The sequence below is a fragment of the Micromonospora auratinigra genome, assembly GCF_900089595.1.
Classification (GTDB): Bacteria; Actinomycetota; Actinomycetes; order Mycobacteriales; family Micromonosporaceae; genus Micromonospora; species Micromonospora auratinigra.
Genome location: NZ_LT594323.1, coordinates 1,842,887 through 1,858,734, shown reverse-complemented (window position 1 = coordinate 1,858,734; position 15,848 = coordinate 1,842,887). Strand labels below are relative to the sequence as shown.

General features: G+C 73.6%; 13 protein-coding genes. 3 read left to right on the top strand and 10 right to left on the bottom strand.

Annotated features, from left to right (window positions below):
- Positions 1–8: 8 nt before the first annotated feature.
- The 5 genes from GA0070611_RS08455 to GA0070611_RS08435 all read right to left on the bottom strand — a co-directional run bounded on the left by GA0070611_RS08455 (position 9) and on the right by GA0070611_RS08435 (position 5,783).
- On the bottom strand, positions 9–1,685 hold the full coding sequence (locus tag GA0070611_RS08455; RefSeq protein ID WP_091660394.1) for an ABC transporter substrate-binding protein: 1,677 nt from the start codon (positions 1,683–1,685) through the stop codon (positions 9–11).
- Between the two features lie 120 nt (positions 1,686–1,805).
- A complete protein-coding gene (locus GA0070611_RS08450) occupies positions 1,806–2,807 on the bottom strand; it encodes a LacI family DNA-binding transcriptional regulator (protein WP_091660390.1) in 1,002 nt (333 codons plus the stop codon).
- Between the two features lie 210 nt (positions 2,808–3,017).
- Positions 3,018–3,797 carry an FkbM family methyltransferase gene (locus GA0070611_RS08445; protein ID WP_231921372.1) on the bottom strand — a complete coding sequence of 260 codons (780 nt, stop codon included), beginning with the start codon at positions 3,795–3,797 and terminating at the stop codon, positions 3,018–3,020.
- A 150-nt stretch (positions 3,798–3,947) separates the two neighbouring features.
- The gene (locus tag GA0070611_RS08440) at positions 3,948–4,328 is read right to left on the bottom strand and encodes a YccF domain-containing protein (protein ID WP_091660387.1); all 381 of its coding nucleotides are present in this window, start codon (positions 4,326–4,328) and stop codon (positions 3,948–3,950) included.
- A gap of 60 nt (positions 4,329–4,388) precedes the next feature.
- Positions 4,389–5,783, bottom strand: coding sequence for an aminotransferase-like domain-containing protein (locus tag GA0070611_RS08435; protein WP_091660383.1), 1,395 nt, complete (start codon positions 5,781–5,783; stop codon positions 4,389–4,391).
- A gap of 22 nt (positions 5,784–5,805) precedes the next feature.
- Here GA0070611_RS08435 and GA0070611_RS08430 point away from each other — a divergent pair, with 22 nt between their 5' ends.
- Positions 5,806–6,741 (top strand): DMT family transporter, encoded by a 936-nt coding sequence (locus GA0070611_RS08430; RefSeq protein WP_231921371.1) that lies wholly within the window; start codon positions 5,806–5,808, stop codon positions 6,739–6,741.
- Here the strand turns inward: GA0070611_RS08430 and GA0070611_RS08425 are convergent.
- From GA0070611_RS08425 to GA0070611_RS08410, 5 genes are all read right to left on the bottom strand, one after another.
- A complete protein-coding gene (locus tag GA0070611_RS08425) occupies positions 6,714–8,552 on the bottom strand; it encodes a glycoside hydrolase family 3 protein (RefSeq protein WP_091660373.1) in 1,839 nt (612 codons plus the stop codon). The two genes, GA0070611_RS08430 and GA0070611_RS08425, sit on opposite strands and share 28 nt — an antisense overlap.
- Positions 8,553–8,677: 125 nt before the next feature.
- Positions 8,678–10,045: a pyridoxal phosphate-dependent decarboxylase family protein gene (locus GA0070611_RS08420; protein ID WP_091660368.1), complete on the bottom strand. Its 1,368-nt coding sequence runs from the start codon at positions 10,043–10,045 to the stop codon at positions 8,678–8,680.
- Between the two features lie 117 nt (positions 10,046–10,162).
- Positions 10,163–10,732 (bottom strand): DUF3105 domain-containing protein, encoded by a 570-nt coding sequence (locus GA0070611_RS31030; RefSeq protein WP_157740260.1) that lies wholly within the window; start codon positions 10,730–10,732, stop codon positions 10,163–10,165.
- On the bottom strand, positions 10,729–11,940 hold the full coding sequence (locus GA0070611_RS31025; protein WP_157740258.1) for a hypothetical protein: 1,212 nt from the start codon (positions 11,938–11,940) through the stop codon (positions 10,729–10,731). Before GA0070611_RS31025 ends, GA0070611_RS31030 begins: the two co-directional genes overlap by 4 nt.
- Complete coding sequence (locus tag GA0070611_RS08410; protein ID WP_157740256.1) at positions 11,937–13,052, bottom strand: HesA/MoeB/ThiF family protein; 1,116 nt, start codon at positions 13,050–13,052, stop codon at positions 11,937–11,939. The genes GA0070611_RS31025 and GA0070611_RS08410 overlap by 4 nt, the downstream gene beginning before the upstream one ends.
- A 536-nt stretch (positions 13,053–13,588) precedes the next feature.
- On the opposite strand from GA0070611_RS08410, the gene GA0070611_RS08405 reads away from it, so the two are divergent.
- Positions 13,589–14,698, top strand: a complete 1,110-nt coding sequence (locus GA0070611_RS08405) for a M24 family metallopeptidase (protein ID WP_091660360.1) — start codon at positions 13,589–13,591, stop codon at positions 14,696–14,698.
- Complete coding sequence (locus GA0070611_RS08400) at positions 14,695–15,840, top strand: acyl-CoA dehydrogenase family protein (RefSeq protein ID WP_091660355.1); 1,146 nt, start codon at positions 14,695–14,697, stop codon at positions 15,838–15,840. The genes GA0070611_RS08405 and GA0070611_RS08400 overlap by 4 nt, the downstream gene beginning before the upstream one ends.
- The last annotated feature ends 8 nt before the right edge of the window (positions 15,841–15,848 follow it).

The window sequence follows — 15,848 nt, the reverse complement described above, 5'->3', positions numbered from 1 at the left end:
TGGCGGGGTCAGCCGTTGGCGGGCTTGAGGTGCAGGACCACGTCCACCGCGTTGGGCTGGGTGGGCTGCATGGCGCCGTACGGGTTCGCGTCGTCCGGCCAGCCGGTCCAGTTCTTCGTGCTGTACGCGCCGCCGATGTTGTCCGCGCCGACCGGGATCATCGGCATCTGGTCGACGAAGATCTTCTGCAGCGTGTTCATGGCGGTGGTGCGCGCGGCGTCGTCGGTCGCCTTCGCGTAGGCGACCAGGGCGTCGGTCGCCTCCCGGTTGTCGAAGCGACCGAAGTTGCCGGCGGGTGAGGCGGTGCCGATCGGCTTGAGCTGCCGGCCGTCCATGACCGTCCGGTAGATGTCGTACGGCGTGGCGCCGCCCTCGGTCCACCGGAAGGTCGCCTCGAAGTTGCCCTGCTCGACGTTGCGGAACCAGGCGTCCTGGTTGGCCTTGTCGATCGTGGCGGCGATGCCGATCTTCGAGAGGTTGTCCTTCACGATCTCCAGGCTGGTCTGGTAGTCGGACCAGCCGGCCGGGTCGGTCAGCTTGATGGTGACGGCCTTGCCGGTCCTGTCCTTGAGGGTGTTGCCCTCCAGCTTGTATCCGGCGCCGGTCAGCAGCGCCTTGGCGCCGTCGACGTCGACCTTGTGCTCCTGGCCCTTGAAGTCGGGTGCGACGAACGAGTCACCGGCCGGGCTGGGCAGGCCGGTGACGCTCTTCACCTGCGGGTGGAAGTAGCCGGCCTCGGCCGTGGTGAAGATGTCGGCGCGGTCGATGACCATGTTCATGGCGCGGCGCAGCGCCGGGTCGTCGAACGGCTTCTTCGTGGTGTTGAGGTAGAGGCCGTGGATGCCGAGGATCGCCGGCGCCCACACCTTGTGGTGCTGCTGGTCCTTGGCCACGAAGACGGCCTGGTAGTTGGGGATGAAGACGAAGCTCCACTCCGACTCGCCGTTGGCCAGCGCGGTCGTCTGCGCGCTGTTGTCCGTGTAGGAGGTGTAGCGCAGTTCCTTGACCTTGGGCAGGTCCTGCCAGTATCCCTTGTCGCGGACCGACAGGGTCATGCTGGCCGGGGTGAAGGACTTCAAGGTGTACGGGCCGCTGCCGACCGGCTGCTTGACGGTGTCGGTCGTCGGGTCGCTGATCTTCTCCCAGATGTGCTTGGGCACGATCGGCACCCGCCACAGCACCTTCTGCTGGTTGACGAACTGCGGGCTCTCCATCCTGATGGTGACGTCGTTTCCGCTGGCGGTCGCGTCCGCGTAGGGCACGCCCTGGTCGTTCAGCGCCGGGTACTTCTTCACCAGGTTGTAGGTGAAGGCCACGTCCTCGGCGGTGACCTTCTGCCCGTCCGACCAGGTGGCGTCCGTCCGGATGGTGACCTTCACCGAGGTGTAGTCCGGCGACCACTCGGCCTTGGTGGCCAGCCACGGCTTGAACGGGTCGGCCGGCTTCACCGGGTTCCACATCATCAGCGGCTCGTAGATCTGCCAGCGGTAGCCCAGCGAGGCCGCGGCGGACGTGGTGAGGAACGGGTTGTTGTTCTCGGCCTGCGGGCCGTTGGGCATGCCGACGTTCAGCACCGTGGCCGCCTGGCCGTTCTTCTTGTTGGCGTTCGGGCTGTCGCCGCAGGCGGCGACGCCGGTGGCCATCGCGCCGGCCAGCGCGACGGCGAGGAGTTGCCTTCTTCTCATGGAGGTCTCCCTCGGTGCTCCCGCGATCGTCGAGCGGGATGGTGGTGGATGGAGGGTGTGCGGTGGTACCGCCGGTGGGCCGGGCCCGCCGGCGCGGGTGGTGCTACAGCGGTGGCGAGGTCAGGGGGCGCCGGTCGACGCCCGGACGGTGAAGCTCGTCGGGATCACGGTCGGGGTGCCGGGCAGCGGCGTCCCGCCGAGGTGGGCGATGAGGGTACGGGCGGCGACCGCCCCCATCTCCCGCAACGGCTGGCGCACCGAGCTCAGCGGTGGATGGGTGTGCCCGGCCAGCGGCAGGTCGTCGAAGCCGACCACCGCCACGTCCTCCGGAACCCGCCGGCCGGCGTCCCGCAGCGCCTGGAGCGCTCCGGCGGCGGAGAGGTCGTTGTGGGCGAAGACCGCGTCGAACGGGACCCGGTCGGCGAGCAGGCGGCGCACCGCCGACCGGCCGCAGTCGAAGGTGAAGTCACCCTCGACGACCAGGGCGGGGTCGATGGGCAGGCCGGCCTCGGCGTACCCGGCCGCGAACCCGGCGAGCCGCTCCCGGGTGCAGCCGAAGCGTCTCAGGCCGGTGACGACCAGCGGCCGTTTCCGTCCGTGGGCCAGCAGGTGCGCCGCCGCCGCCCGCGCGCCGGCCTCGTTGGTGGTCCGCACCGACGGGAAGCCGGGCTGGTGGCCCCGGTCGTCGATCAGGATCACCGGTAGGCCGCGTTCGTGCAGGTCGGTGATGTGGTCGAGGGTGCCCTCCGGCTCGACCACGAGCAGACCGTCGAAGGACTTGGCGGAGACCTGCGAGGTGAAGCGGCGCATCGACTCGTCACCTCGGGTGCAGGTGAACAGCAGCAGCCCGTACCCCTCGGACTCCACGACGTCCGCCACGCCCTGCAGCACCTCGCCCATCCAGGGCCAGGTGAGCGCGGGCACCAGCATGCCGACCACCCGGGTCCGCCCCCGGGCCAGGCCGACGGCGCGGGCGCTCGGCACGTACCCGAGGTCGCTGATCACCGCGCGCACCCGGTCGGCGGTGTGCACGTGCACCTCGCCCTTGCCGTTGAGCACCCGGGACACGGTCGTCTTGCTCACCCCCGCCCGGGTGGCGACGTCGGCGATCGTGATCGGCACGGGATCCTCCAGTTCGGAACCGGTTGCGGGACCGGTTCCGTCGCAGTCAACCGAAGGGGATCGGGCCGCGTCAATAACGAGCAGGTAACGAACCATGGCTAATTTCAAAAGCTGTATAAAGCGGCCCACCTGCGTGACGGTGAAAAGCGGTGCTGACCAGCATCGATGTGGATCGTCGGCCGGCCCGTCCGGACCGGGGGAGGTGACGGCTCAGCCGCCGGGCGCGGTGCAGTACACGTCGCCGGAGTTGACCTCGTAGGGCAGCGCCGCCAGGTAGGCGGCCACCTCGGCCGCCGGCAGCCGGCGGGGCAGGGCGAGGGACATCTGGTCGCCGAGCGCCACGCTGAACCCGGTGAAGCCGAGTCGGGTGGCCCGGTCGAGGCAGCGCAGCGCCAGGTCGCGGGCGATCGTGGTGAACTCGAACGACAGCGCCGGCAGCGGGCGGGTCAGGCCGGCCAGCACCGCCTCCTCGAAGCCCTCGACGTCGATCTTGACGAACGCTGGCGTGCCGTACGTCGCCACCAGGTGGTCCAGGGTGGTGCCGGCGACCCCGATCTCGGCGTCCCAGGTCTCGTGCGCCCACCCGGCGGCGTCCGCGGCCGCCGCGATGAACTGCGGGGAGACCGTGGAGACGGTGGGGTTGGCGGAGTTGACGTGCAGCCGGACCGGGGCGGCCCGGGCCGCGCAGGCCGCCTCGAGGAGGGTCACCTGATGATCGTCGCCGTAGAGCGTCCGGAGCACCCGTGCGCACAGTGGCTGCGGCTCGACGGCCACCACCCGGGCGCCGAGGCGGCGAAAGCTGGCCAGCCGGTCGCCGACGTGCGCCCCTACGTCGAAGACCAGGTCACCGGGGTGGACGAAGTCCGCGTAGAAGGCGTCCATCGCGGCGTCGCGGGCCGGGTCGCCGTAGTACGTCACCAGTGAGTGCCGCAGCTCGGTGAGGGCGGGGTCCGCCGTGAGCGCCTCGATCACCCTGCGTCGACCGGCCACGCTTCCGACCGTAGTCGGGGTGCGGGCCGGGCGAGCCCGGTTCCCGATCCTGCCCCGCCACGGTCCAGCCTCCTAGGATGCCCTAGAGGTGGTGACCCGCGCGGATGATGACCCTGCGGCCGACGGTCGGGCCGGGGCCGGGGCCGCCGGTCAGGGGGCGTCGACGACGTGCTGGCCGAGCGGCCAGAGCGCGGCCGGCACGAGCTTGAAGTTGGCGACGCCGAACGGGATGCCGATGACGGTGAGGCAGAGGGTCACCCCGGCGACGATGTGCGACAGCGCCAGCCACCAGCCGGCCAGCAGCACCCAGAGCACGTTCGCCGCGCAGGAGGCGACGCCGGCGCCCGGCTTCTGCACGAGCGTGCGGCCGAAGGGCCAGAGCGCGTAGCCGGCGAGGCGCAGCGAGGCCACCCCGAACGGGATGGTGATGATCAGGACGAAGCAGATCAGCGCGGCGACGGCGTAGCCCAGGGCCAGGACGATGCCGCCGCCGAGGATGAGCCACAACAGGTTGAGGATGATTCGCACCATGGGTCCAGTGTGACCACTCCCCGCAACCGGTCCATTGCGGACGGTCGGTGCCGCAGTGGATCAGGTGGCTGCCAGCGCCCGGGCGAGCCGGCGGACCGCCTCGTCCATCAGGTCGGGCGGCGCGGCGGCGTGGGTGAGCCGCAGGTACGGTGCCGGCGGTTCGGCGGCGTACCAGGGGCGGCCGGGGAAGACCACGACCCCCTCGGCGGCGGCCGCGCCGGCCACCGCGCTGTCGTCGACGCCGTCGGGCAGCCGGGCCCAGAGGTGCAGGCCACCGCGCGGCGGCACCGGCGGGACGAGGTCGGGCAGGTGCCGGCGCAGGGCGGTCAGCAGCGCCTCGCGCCGGCTCTTCAGCGCGGTGCGCAGGGCCCGGCGGTGCCGGGACCAGGCCGGGGCGGTGACCAGCTCCAGGGTGGCCTGTTGCAGGGGGCCGGCGACGAAGAGGTCGTCGAGCAGCCGGGCCGAGCGCAGCCGGGCACCCGCCGGGCCGTGGGCCCCGATCGCGGCGATCCGCAGCCCGGGGGCGCTGGACTTGGTCAGCGAGCGCAGGTAGACCACGTGGCCGTCCCGGTCGTCGGCGGCCAGCGGTGGCGGTGCCTCGCCGTCGATGGTGAGGTCGCGGGCGTAGTCGTCCTCGAGGAGGAACGCCCCGGCGGCGCGGACCGCCTCGGCGACCGGGGCGCGACGGTGCGCCGCGAGGGTCGCGCCGGTCGGGTTGGCGTACAGCGGTTGGCAGTAGAAGAGCCGGGCACCGGTGCGGGCGAAGGCGGCGGCGAGCTGGTCGGGCAGGACGCCGTCGGCGTCGGTGGGGACGGGGACCACGCGCAGCCCGGCGGCCCGGGCGGTGGCGAGCGCGCCCAGGTAGGTCGGGGACTCGACGAGCAGGGTGTCGCCGGGCGCGGCGAGGGCGCGCAGCGCGCAGGAGAGCGCGGCCTGCCCGCCGGGGCAGATCACCAGGTCGTCGGCGTGCAGGCCGGCGTCGGCCTCGCGGGCGAACCAGGCACGCAGGTCGGCGCGTCCCTCGGCCGGGCCGCGCTGCCAGGCGGCGGGCTGGCGGGCGGCCCGGGCGAGCGCGGCGCCGAGCGCGGCGGTGGGCTGCAGGTCGGGGTCCAGGTAACCGCCGGAGAGCGGGATCGCCCCCGGTCGCGGGAGCGCCAGCAGGGCGCGTAGCTCGTCCTCGCCGGGCCGGCGGGAGCCGAGGGCCACCGTCTGCCAGGAGAGGTCCGGCGCGGGCCGTCGGGCGGGCCGGGTCGCGGCGTACGTCCCCTGGCCCGGGCGGGTCTCGACCAGTCCCTCGGCGACCAGGTGACGGACCGCCTCGGCGACGGTCACCGGCGAGGCGTGGTGCCGGGCGGTCAGCTCGCGCATCGACGGTAGCCGCGCCCCCGGTGGGACGGCGGCCACCAGTCGGCGTAGATCTTGGATAACGCGGTGCGCTGCGTTACCGTCATCCATGAGAAGAGAGAGTAGCGCTACTGTGCCCGCGACGGTAACGGGGGAGTGGCTGGCCGGGTTGGGCCTCGGCGCCCTGGGGGTGCTCGCCTTCAGCCTGTCGTTGCCGGCGACCCGGGTCGCGGTGCAGCAGCTCGATCCCTGGTTCGTGGCCTTCGGGCGGGCCGTCGGGGCGGCGTTGCTGGCCACGGCGTACCTGCGGCTCAGTCGCGCACCGCGACCCTCCCGGCGCCAGTGGTGGCGGCTGGCGGTGGTCGCGGTCGGCGTGGTGGTGGGCTTTCCGCTGTTCACCTCGCTGGCGTTGACGGCCCAGACCTCCGCGCACGGCGCGGTCGTGGTCACCGTCCTGCCGGCCATGACCGCCGGGTTCGCGGTCCTGCGGGCCGGTGAGCGGCCACCGCCGGTGTTCTGGGTCGCCTGCCTCGGCGGCCTGCTCACCGTGCTCGCCTTCCTGATCGTGAGCGGCACGGTGCGGGGCGGGTTGTCGGCGGTCGACCTCTTCCTGCTGGCGGCGGTCGTCCTGTGCGGACTGGGCTACGCCGAGGGCGGTGCGCTGGCCCGGGAGCTGGGCGGCGCCCGGACGATCTGCTGGGCACTGCTGCTCTCGCTGCCGGCGACGCTGCCCGTCACGCTGCTCGCCGGGTTCGCCCACCCGCCCCGGGCCGGGGGCACCGCCTGGGCGGCCTTCGGCTACCTCACCGTGGTCTCGATGTTCCTGGGCTTCTTCGCCTGGTACGCGGGCCTGGCCCGGGGCGGGGTCGCCCGGATCGGCCAGGTGCAGCTCGCCCAGCCGGTGCTGACCCTGCTCTGGTCGGCGCTGCTGCTGGGCGAGACGGTGGGTCCCGCCTCGATCGGGGTGGCGCTGGTGGTGCTCGGCTGCGTCGGGCTGACCCAACGGGCCCGGGCCGGGCGGGCTGCGCGGCCCGTGACCGCTCAGCGACCGCCCGCCGTCGTCGGGTAGCCGATGCCCGAGCCGTACGGATAGAGCACCCGGCTGCCGTCGGGGGTGCGGACGGTGACCGGCAGGCGGCCGACGGGTTGCCCGCCGGTCAGCACGTCGGTGAGGGCGGTGAGCGAGACGTCGCGGTACCCGTACGCCGCCAGGTAGACCGGGGCGGTGGGGAGGTACGCGATGTCGCACGGCCCCCCGACCGCGACCGTGACGACCTTGGCTCCGCTGGCCAGCAGCGCCGTGACCAGGTTCTGCTGCGTGACGTCGCCCCAGGCGTTGTTGGTCAGCACCACGGTCACGTCGCTCGCGCCGGCCGCCGCCACCACCTGCCTGATCGTCTGCGCGTCGGGCGAGCCGGTCCACATCGGCGTCGCGACGAGACCTCGCCCGTTCAGCTTGTCGGCCAGGGCGGGTACGGAGCTGAAGCCCCAGCCGGTGACCAGCACGTGGCGGCCGGAGTCGGCGGGCAGCGGCAGCAGGCCGGTGGCGTTGCGCAGCAGGGTGATCGAGCGGCGGGCGGCCTCGGCCATGACCTGCTGCTGGGCCGGGGTGCCGACGGTCGAGTCGACCGCCTCGCCGGTGGTGAACGGGTTGTCGAAGAGCCCCAGCTCGGCCTTCATCCGCAGGATCCGGTACACCGACCGGTCGATGCGCTGCCGGCTGACCGTGCCGTCGCGGACCGCCGCGGAGAGGGTGGCGATGGCGGCGGGCGGGTCCGTCGGCAGCAGCAGCTCGTCGTTGCCGGCGTGGACCGCGCCGAGGATCACCTGCGGCTGCGGGATGCTCGCCAGCGCCTCGGCGCGCAGCGCGTCGGTGATGATCACGCCGTCGTAGCCGAGCTGGTTCCGCAGCAGCCCGGTCAGGATCGGCCGGGACAGGATGGCCGGGGTCCGGGTCGGGTCCAGCGCGGGGACGATCACCGCGGTCGGCATGATCGATTTGACCCCGGCGGCGATGGCGGCGCGGAACGGCGGGATGTCGGTGCGCAGGATCTCCTCCCGGGTCTCGTCGACCACGGCGATCCCGGTGTCGGGGTTGGCCTCGGCGCTGCCCAGGCCGGGGAAGTGCTTGGCGGTGGCGGCGACCCCGTTGTGCTGGTACCCGGTCACGGCCGCCGCCCCGAACACCGAGACCGTCCGGGTCCGGTCGCTGAAGGCGCGGGTGCCGTCGACGGTGTTGCGGGGGTTGGTGTTGACGTCGACGACCGGGGCGTGGTCCATGGCGATGCCCATCGCGCGCAGTTGCCGGCCGGTGGCGGCGGCGGTCGTGTAGGACAGGTCGCGGTCGAAGGTGGCGCCGATGGCCATGTTGCCCGGGGAGATCGCCGACGGGGGAGGGATCCGGGTGACGACGCCGCCCTCCTGGTCGGTGCTGATCTGCAGCGGCACGCCGTGCCCGGCCAGCGCGGCCCGTTGCAGCCCGTTGGAGAGCAGCGCGACCTGCTGCGGGTTGTTCAGGTTGTCGGTCCCGGTGAAGTAGATGATGCCGCCGGGGTGGTACGTCGCCACCAGGTCCGCGCCGTTGCGCACGCCGGCGCCGTATAGCGCCTGGTTGGCGGCCACGTCGGTCGGGTTGGTGGTGGTGGCGGTGTCGCCGTTGACCTGCAGGACGAACATCTGGCCGATCTTCTCCGGCAGGGTCATCCGCGCCATGGCCGCGCGCACCCGTCCGTCGATCGGGTCCCGGTCGCCCGGGCCGTGCCCGCCGTCGGCCCGGTACGCGGCGGCGGCCGTACCCGTGCCCGCGGAACCCTCGGCGGCCAGGACGAGACAGCCCAGGGCGAGGAGCGCGACGGGAACCCGTAGGGCGGCTCGGAACATGGCGGCGACCTCCTGGGACCGGTGACCCCGACCGTCGGGGACCCACGCCCTCGGACCCTGCCGCATCGAACGCGAATGTGGGGTTTTGTCGCTTTCCGATCACCCAGGAGGGGTGGAACCACCCGTCAGGCCGCGAGCCGGACGATCGCGGCGATCGACCGGTCCACGTCCGCTTCCGTGGTGGTCGCGTTGGACACCGAGATCCGCATCAGCCGTCGCCCCCGCCAGGTGGTCCCGCCCGCCCAGCAGGTGCCGTCCGCCTGCACGGCCGCCACCACCCGGTCGGTGCGCGCGTCGTCGCCGAAGCCGACCAGCACCTGGTTGAGCACCACGTCGTTGGCCACCTCGAAGCCGGCGGCGGTGAGCCCGTCGGCGAACCGGCGGGCCAGCGCGCAGCAGCGGTCGACCAGCGCGGCGACCCCGTCGCGGCCGAGTTCGCGTAGCCCGGCCCAGACGGCGAAGCCGCGCGCCCGCCGGGACGACTCGGCGGTCAGGTCCGCGCCCACCGGCTCGCCGCCGGAGCCCACCAGGTAGGCGGCGGTGTACGACATGGCTGCCGCGTGCGTGTCGGGCCGCGCGCAGAACGCGAACGCCGAGTCGTACGGCAGGTTCAGCCACTTGTGGCCGTCGCAGGCCCACGAGTCCGCCGCTGCCAGCCCGTCCACCAGATGCCGGGTGCGGGGGCTCGCCGCGGCCCACAGCCCGAACGCGCCGTCCACGTGCACCCAGCCGCCGTGCCGGTGCACCAGGTCGCAGGCCTCGCGCAGCGGGTCGCAGGCGCCGGTGTTCACGTTGCCGGCCTGCAGGCAGACGATGGTGGGCCCGCGGGCACCCGAGCGCAGCACCGCCCGCAGCGACCCGAGGTCGATGGCTCCGTTCGGGTCGGCGGCCACCGGCTGCACCGCGTCCGTCCCGAGGCCGAGCAGCCGCAGCGACCGGTCGACGGTGCCGTGTCGTTCGGCGCCGGCGATCACCCGGATCGCCGGCGCGCCGGGCAGCCCGCGCCGTTCCACGTCCCAGCCGACGTCGGCCAGCACCTTGTGGCGCGCGGCGGCGAGGCCGACGGTGTTGGCCGCCTGGCAACCGGTGACGAAGCCGACCGACGCCGATCCGGGGATGCCCAGCAGCTCCTTGAGCCACCCGCCGGCGACGGTCTCGGCCGCCATGGCCGCCGGCGAGGTGACGGTGTTGAACGCGAGCTGGTCCCAGCCGGTGGCGACGATCTCGGCCGCGGTCGCGGCCGGCAGCGCTCCGCCCACCACAAACCCGAAGTAGCGGGGGCCGGCGCCGGCCACCAGACCCGGCTCGGCCGCAGCGAGCAGCTCCGCCAGCACCTGTTCCGGCGGTGAGGGGGTGCGGGGCAGCGGCCCGGCGAACGCGTCCACCACCGCGGCCTGGTCGATCGGTACGGCCACCGGCCGGCCCGGCAGCGACCGCCGGTAGGCGGCCGCGTGCTCGGCGGCCCGCAGAAACAGTGCCCGGTGGTCCTCCACGCGCGCACCCTACTCCCGGCCCGGCGCCGGCGCGTCCCGGCCGATCGGCGGTGCGCCGCCGGCTTCCGGGCCGGTGGGGATCGGGCCGCGCAGGCCGTCGGCGGGCGACCGACCGCGTCAGCGGCTGACGCAGTCGGTCGCGCCGTGCTGCCAGCCGTGGTCGTAGCGGCCGGCGACCCGGGTGACGAACTCCTCGACCGCGCGCTCGTCGACCGCGTCGAGGCGTTGCAGCCGCTGCCAGCCGGTCAGCCCGATGCCGTGGCCCAGCGGGGGGTACGGCGCGACCACCGTGTCCCGGGGGTGGCGGCGGCCGATGCGTTCCAGCGCGCGCACGTCGGCGGCGGGCACGTCCCGGGCGTACTGGATCAGCACGTGCCCGTGTTCCAGGACGTGCACCTGCAACTCCTCGGGCACCGGGTCGCGGTAGATGCCCGGGATGACCACCCGGGGCGAGTGCGGGCCCGAGGTCGGCGGCACGGTCCGGTACGGCTCGTGCGGCGCGCCCTCGTACGGGATGTGCCGGTTGCCCTCGAACGGCTGGGCGGTGCCGGGCAGCCGGTCGCAGGGCAGCGCGGAGTCCTCGGCGGCGAGCCCGAGCACCACCCCGAAGCCGAGGCTGGACATGGTCACCACGCCGAGCGTGGTGACGATCGCGCTGACCAGCGTGCCCCACCAGCGACGGCTCATGCCACGGCCCTCCCGGCCCGACGACGGTTGCGCACGACCACCCCGAGCGGCAGCAGCACGTTCAGCGACGCGAACAGCGCCAGCGCGATCCCCTCCCACCAGTACGCGCTGGCGACGGGCGCGCCGACGAGCACCCCGGCGGCCCAGCCGAGCGTCACCTTGGCGCTGGGGTAGAGGAAGTGCACCGCGAACCAGGCCATCCAGACCAGCCCGGCCAGGTACAGCAGCCGGTACCAGCGCGACACCCGCAGGTCGCGCTCGTGCGCGTCGCGCAGCACGGTCGACTCGGCGGGGGTGAGCCGGCGGATCCGGCGCTTGAGCGACAGCCGGGTCACCTGGTGCAGGTTGCGGCAGCCGGTCGCGGTCGCCATCACCAGGTACATGTCGGTACGCAGGTACGCCAGGGTCTGGAAGGCCAGCTTGACCACCTGGCTGAAGACCACCATGGCGAGGAACCGGATCACCTCGGGGGAGAGGTCGATCCAGCCACGCGACCAGGCGAAACGGGGCGCGACGGCGGCGAAGAGCAGCACCGCGTCGATCGCCATGCCGGCCAGGAACGGTCCGTAGCGGCGCTCCGGCGGCAGGGCCCAGAGGCCGGTCAGGTCGGTCTCCAGCACCGGGAAGATGCCCCGCCGCTCCACCCGTAGCCGCGACGGCACGCCGACCGCCGCGCCGGCCAGGGCGTGCCATACCTCGTGCACGACCGTCAGCACCACCACCACGACGTTGGTGACCAGCAGGCTGAGCACCACGTCGGGGAAGATGAAGGTGTCCTCGTACGTGGGCAGCAGCGACGGCTCGGCGGCGAACATGAGCGCGGTGGCCACCAGGCAGCCGACGTAGCAGGTCCAGGCGGTCGGGCCGAACAGCGGCCGGACGTAGCGGGCCGGGATCCGGGAGATCGACCAGTGCCGGGGCGCGGGGCGGGCGGCCTCGACCGGGCGGTCGTCGAGGACGCCGGCCTCGGTCAGCACGGTGACGAAGTCCAGCGCGTCGATGGCCTCGCCGGTGTCGCGTTCCACCTGCTCGGCGGCCTCGGCGACGGTCCGGCCGGCGGCGAAGAGCTCGACCAGTCGGGCGCCGACCTCGGGCACCACCACGAAGGTGCCGGTGGCCGGGTCCCCGACGACGTACTCGTCGTCGTCCTCGCGCCGGACCACCAGGTGCGCCACCCGGGGGCGGCTCTGCTCGTCCAGGACCGTCACCGGTCCTCCTCCCGCCAGCCGCAGGTGCCACAGGTCCGCCCGGGGCGGGGCCGCACGGTGTAGTGGTAGGTCAGGTCGGTGAGGCTGAGGTGGAACATCCGGCCCCGGGTGCTGGCCGGGATGCCGGCGAGGTGGTGCACCGCGTCCAGGGCGGCGAGGTGGCCGGTGAGGTTGGCCGACGGGGCGATCACCGCGTGCCCGGTGAACGGGAACAGCTCCTGCGGTTCGCCGCCGTAGTGCTCGCGCAGCCGGTCGTTGACGCTGGGCAGGCAGTCCTGGCAGCAGGTCTGGCCGGGGACGAAGAGCCCGACCACGGCCATCGGGCCGGCGTACTGGGCGAGCAGCCAGGGAGTGCCGGTGCGCAGGGCGGCGGTGTTGGTCCAGTCCCGGATGGCGTGCCGGGGCTGGTCGGCGCAGAGCACCAGCAGGTCCCTGTCGCGCATCAGCCGGGCCAGGGTGTCGGCGGAGTCCACCCGGGTCTCCTCGCCGGTGACCTCGACGTGGGAGTTGAGCGCGCCGAGCCGGCGTACCGCGGTGGCGATCTTCGGCGCGCCGACGTCGTCCTCGGTGTAGATGAGCTGCCGGGTGAGGTTGCTCGGCTCGACCCGGTCGAAGTCGACGCAGTGCACCGCGCCCACCCCGGCGGCGACCAGGGCGGACGCGACGGCCGAGCCGGTGCCGCCGAGCCCGACCACCACCACCCGGCTGGCCTTGAGCCGGGCCTGCGCCTCGTACGGGGACGGCCGGGGGGTGAGGTCCACCCAGGCGTAGTAGGTCAGCGCCCGGTCGTACCGGTCGAGTTCCGCCGGGCTGAGCGTCGGCGGCGGGGCGGCGGCGGCGTCCTCGACGTAACCCGCGTCGATGATCGTCTGCATCGCCTCGGCGGTCTCGTCGGCGCTGGTGTCGGGTCGGGCGGCGGCCTGGTCGGCGACGATCTCGTCCCGGGTACGGGTGCCGTCCATCAGGCCCAGCAGCGACCACAGGCTGCCGTCGGGGTCGTCGATCTCCGCGCCGACGCCCATTTGCCGGCCGCCGATGTTGATCAGCTCGGGGGTCAGTCGGACGGGTTTGTGAATGCCCTTTATCCGGGGCCGCAGCATGGTGCCGGACACCTCCTCCACCGGCCGGCCGGGGCGCGATTCCGCGCCCCGGCCGGTATTGTTCGGTCAGCCGCAGACGTCGTTGCGGCAGCCCGGGTCGATGATGATGGCGGTGGTCTCGAGCTTCTCCAGCTTGCGCACGACGACCTTGGCCGGCTTGCGCTTGGTCTGCACCTTCTGCTCCACGTTTTCCTCCTACGGAGTAGCGGGTCGCGACGCGGTGGGCCCCTCGCGTCGCCACCATTAGAGCACCCGGTAATCGCTGTCACAACATTCAGTCATGTCGAATTCACGGCACCCCGAAAATGATTCGGGAGAGTCGTGGCGGCGGCAATGTAAAGCGTTTTTGTCAGGGCTGTCGGACAGGGTACGCATGGAGAATTGTGTGCGTCTATGCGCGATTCACTGAGGTCAACAGATGATTGACTGGGGATGGTCCCCTGAACGCCCGTTTGGGCCGATCTGACGGCCTCCGGTGGCCGCGGTGCACCGGAAGCGGCCGGACGGCCGACTCCCGGCCGGTACCAAACGACCGTTAAGCTCGGTGGGTGGGATCCGAGGAGCTGTACCCCGCCGAGCGGCTGGCCGCCGCGCAACGCGCCACCGCCGCCGCCGGTCTCGACGCGCTGCTGCTCACCCCCGGCTCCGACCTGCGCTACCTCACCGGCTACGACGCCCACGAGGGAGAGCGGCTGACCTGCCTGGTCCTGCCCGCCCAGGGCGAGCCCATCCTGATCGTGCCGACGCTGGAGCGCCCGGGCGCGGAGGCCGCCCCCGCCACCGGCGTGCGGATCGTCGACCACCCCGACGGCACCGACCCGTACCCGCTGGTCCGTGCCGCGCTGCCCGGCCCGGTGGCCGCGGTGGGCCTGGCCGACCGGATGTGGGCCGAACAGGTCCTCGCGCTGCGCGCCGCGCTGCCCGGGGCCGCCCAGCGGCTCGCCTCCGAGGTGCTGCGCGAGCTGCGCGTCCACAAGTCGCCGGCCGAGGTGGCCGCGCTGGCCGAGGCGGGCGCGGCGATCGACGCGGTGCACACCCGGATGGGGGAGTGGCTGCGGCCCGGCCGGACCGAGGTCGAGGTGGCCGCCGACATCGCCGCCGCGATCCGGGCCGCCGGCCACGTGAGCGTCGACTTCGTCATCGTCGCCGCCGGCCCGCACGGCGCCAGCCCGCACCACGGCGCCGCCGACCGGCCGATCGGGCGCGGCGAGCCGGTGGTGGTCGACATCGGCGGCACCATGCCGTCGGGCTACCGCTCCGACTGCACCCGCACCTACGTGGTCGGCGGGCCACCGCCGGCCGAGTTCAGCGACTACTACGCGGTGCTGCGCGAGGCGCAGCGGGCCGCGGTGGCGGCGGTCCGCCCCGGGGTCACCGCCGAGGCGCTCGACGCGGTCGCCCGGGACCTGATCACCGCCGCCGGTCACGGCGACGCCTTCCTGCACCGCACCGGCCACGGCATCGGCCTCGACACCCACGAGGAGCCGTACGTGGTGGCCGGCAACCCCCGGCCGCTGGCGGCCGGCATGGTCTTCTCGGTCGAACCCGGGATCTACCTCGCCGGGCGGCACGGCGCCCGGATCGAGGACATCGTCGTCTGCACCCCAGACGGCGGGCAACGGCTCAACACCACCCCCACGGAGCTCATCGCGCTATGAACGTCGACCGGATCCTGCCCACCGACGAGGCCCACGACCTGCTGGAACTCGCCACCGAGCTCGCCGACCGCGAACTCGCCCCGAAGGCCGCCGGCTTCGAGGAGCGCGCCGAGTTCCCCCGCGAGGTGCTGCGCACCCTGGGCCGGGCCGGCCTGCTCGGCCTGCCGTACGCCGAGGAGCACGGCGGCGCGGCCCAGCCGTACGAGGTCTACGTCCAGGTGCTGGAGGTCCTCGCCAGCCGCTGGCTCGCCGTCGCCGAGGCGGTCAGCGTGCACACGCTCTCGTGCTACCCGCTGGCCCAGTTCGGCACCGACGAGCAGCGCAAGCTGCTGCCGGACATGATCGGCGGGGAACTGCTCGGCGCGTACTGCCTCTCCGAGCCGCAGGGTGGCTCCGACGCGGCGGCGCTGACCACCCGGGCGGTCCGCGACGGCGACGACTACGTGGTCTCCGGCACCAAGGCGTGGATCACCCACGCCCGGGTCGCCGACTTCTACAACGTCTTCTGCCGCACCGGCGGCCCCGGCCCGAAGGGCATCTCCTGCCTGCTGGCCGACCGGGGCACCCCCGGCATCCACCCGCAGGCCGCCGAGCGCACCATGGGGCTGCACGCCTCCCCGGTGGCGCAGATCGCCTTCGACGACGCCCGGGTCCCGGCCGAGCGGCTGCTGGGCGGGGAGGGGATGGGCTTCACCATCGCCATGTCCGCCCTGGACTCCGGCCGGCTCGGCATCGCCGCCTGCGCGGTGGGCCTGGCCCAGGCCGCCCTCGACTACGCGGTCGGGTACGCGAAGGAACGCCAGCAGTTCGGCCGGGCCATCATCGACTTCCAGGGCCTCGGCTTCACCCTCGCCGACCACGCCACCCAGATCTCCGCCGCCCGGGCGCTGCTGCTGGCCGCCGCCCGGCTGCGCGACGCCGGCCGGCCGTACTCGATCGAGGCGGCGAAGGCGAAGCTGTTCGCCACCGACGTGGCGATGCGGGTGACCACCGACGCGGTGCAGGTGCTCGGCGGCGCCGGCTACGTCGCCGACCACCCGGTCGAGCGGTACATGCGCGAGGCCAAGGTGCTCCAGATCGTCGAGGGCACCAACCAGATCCAGCGGCTGGTCATCTCCCGCGCCCTCGCCAAGGGCCACTAGCCTGTGCC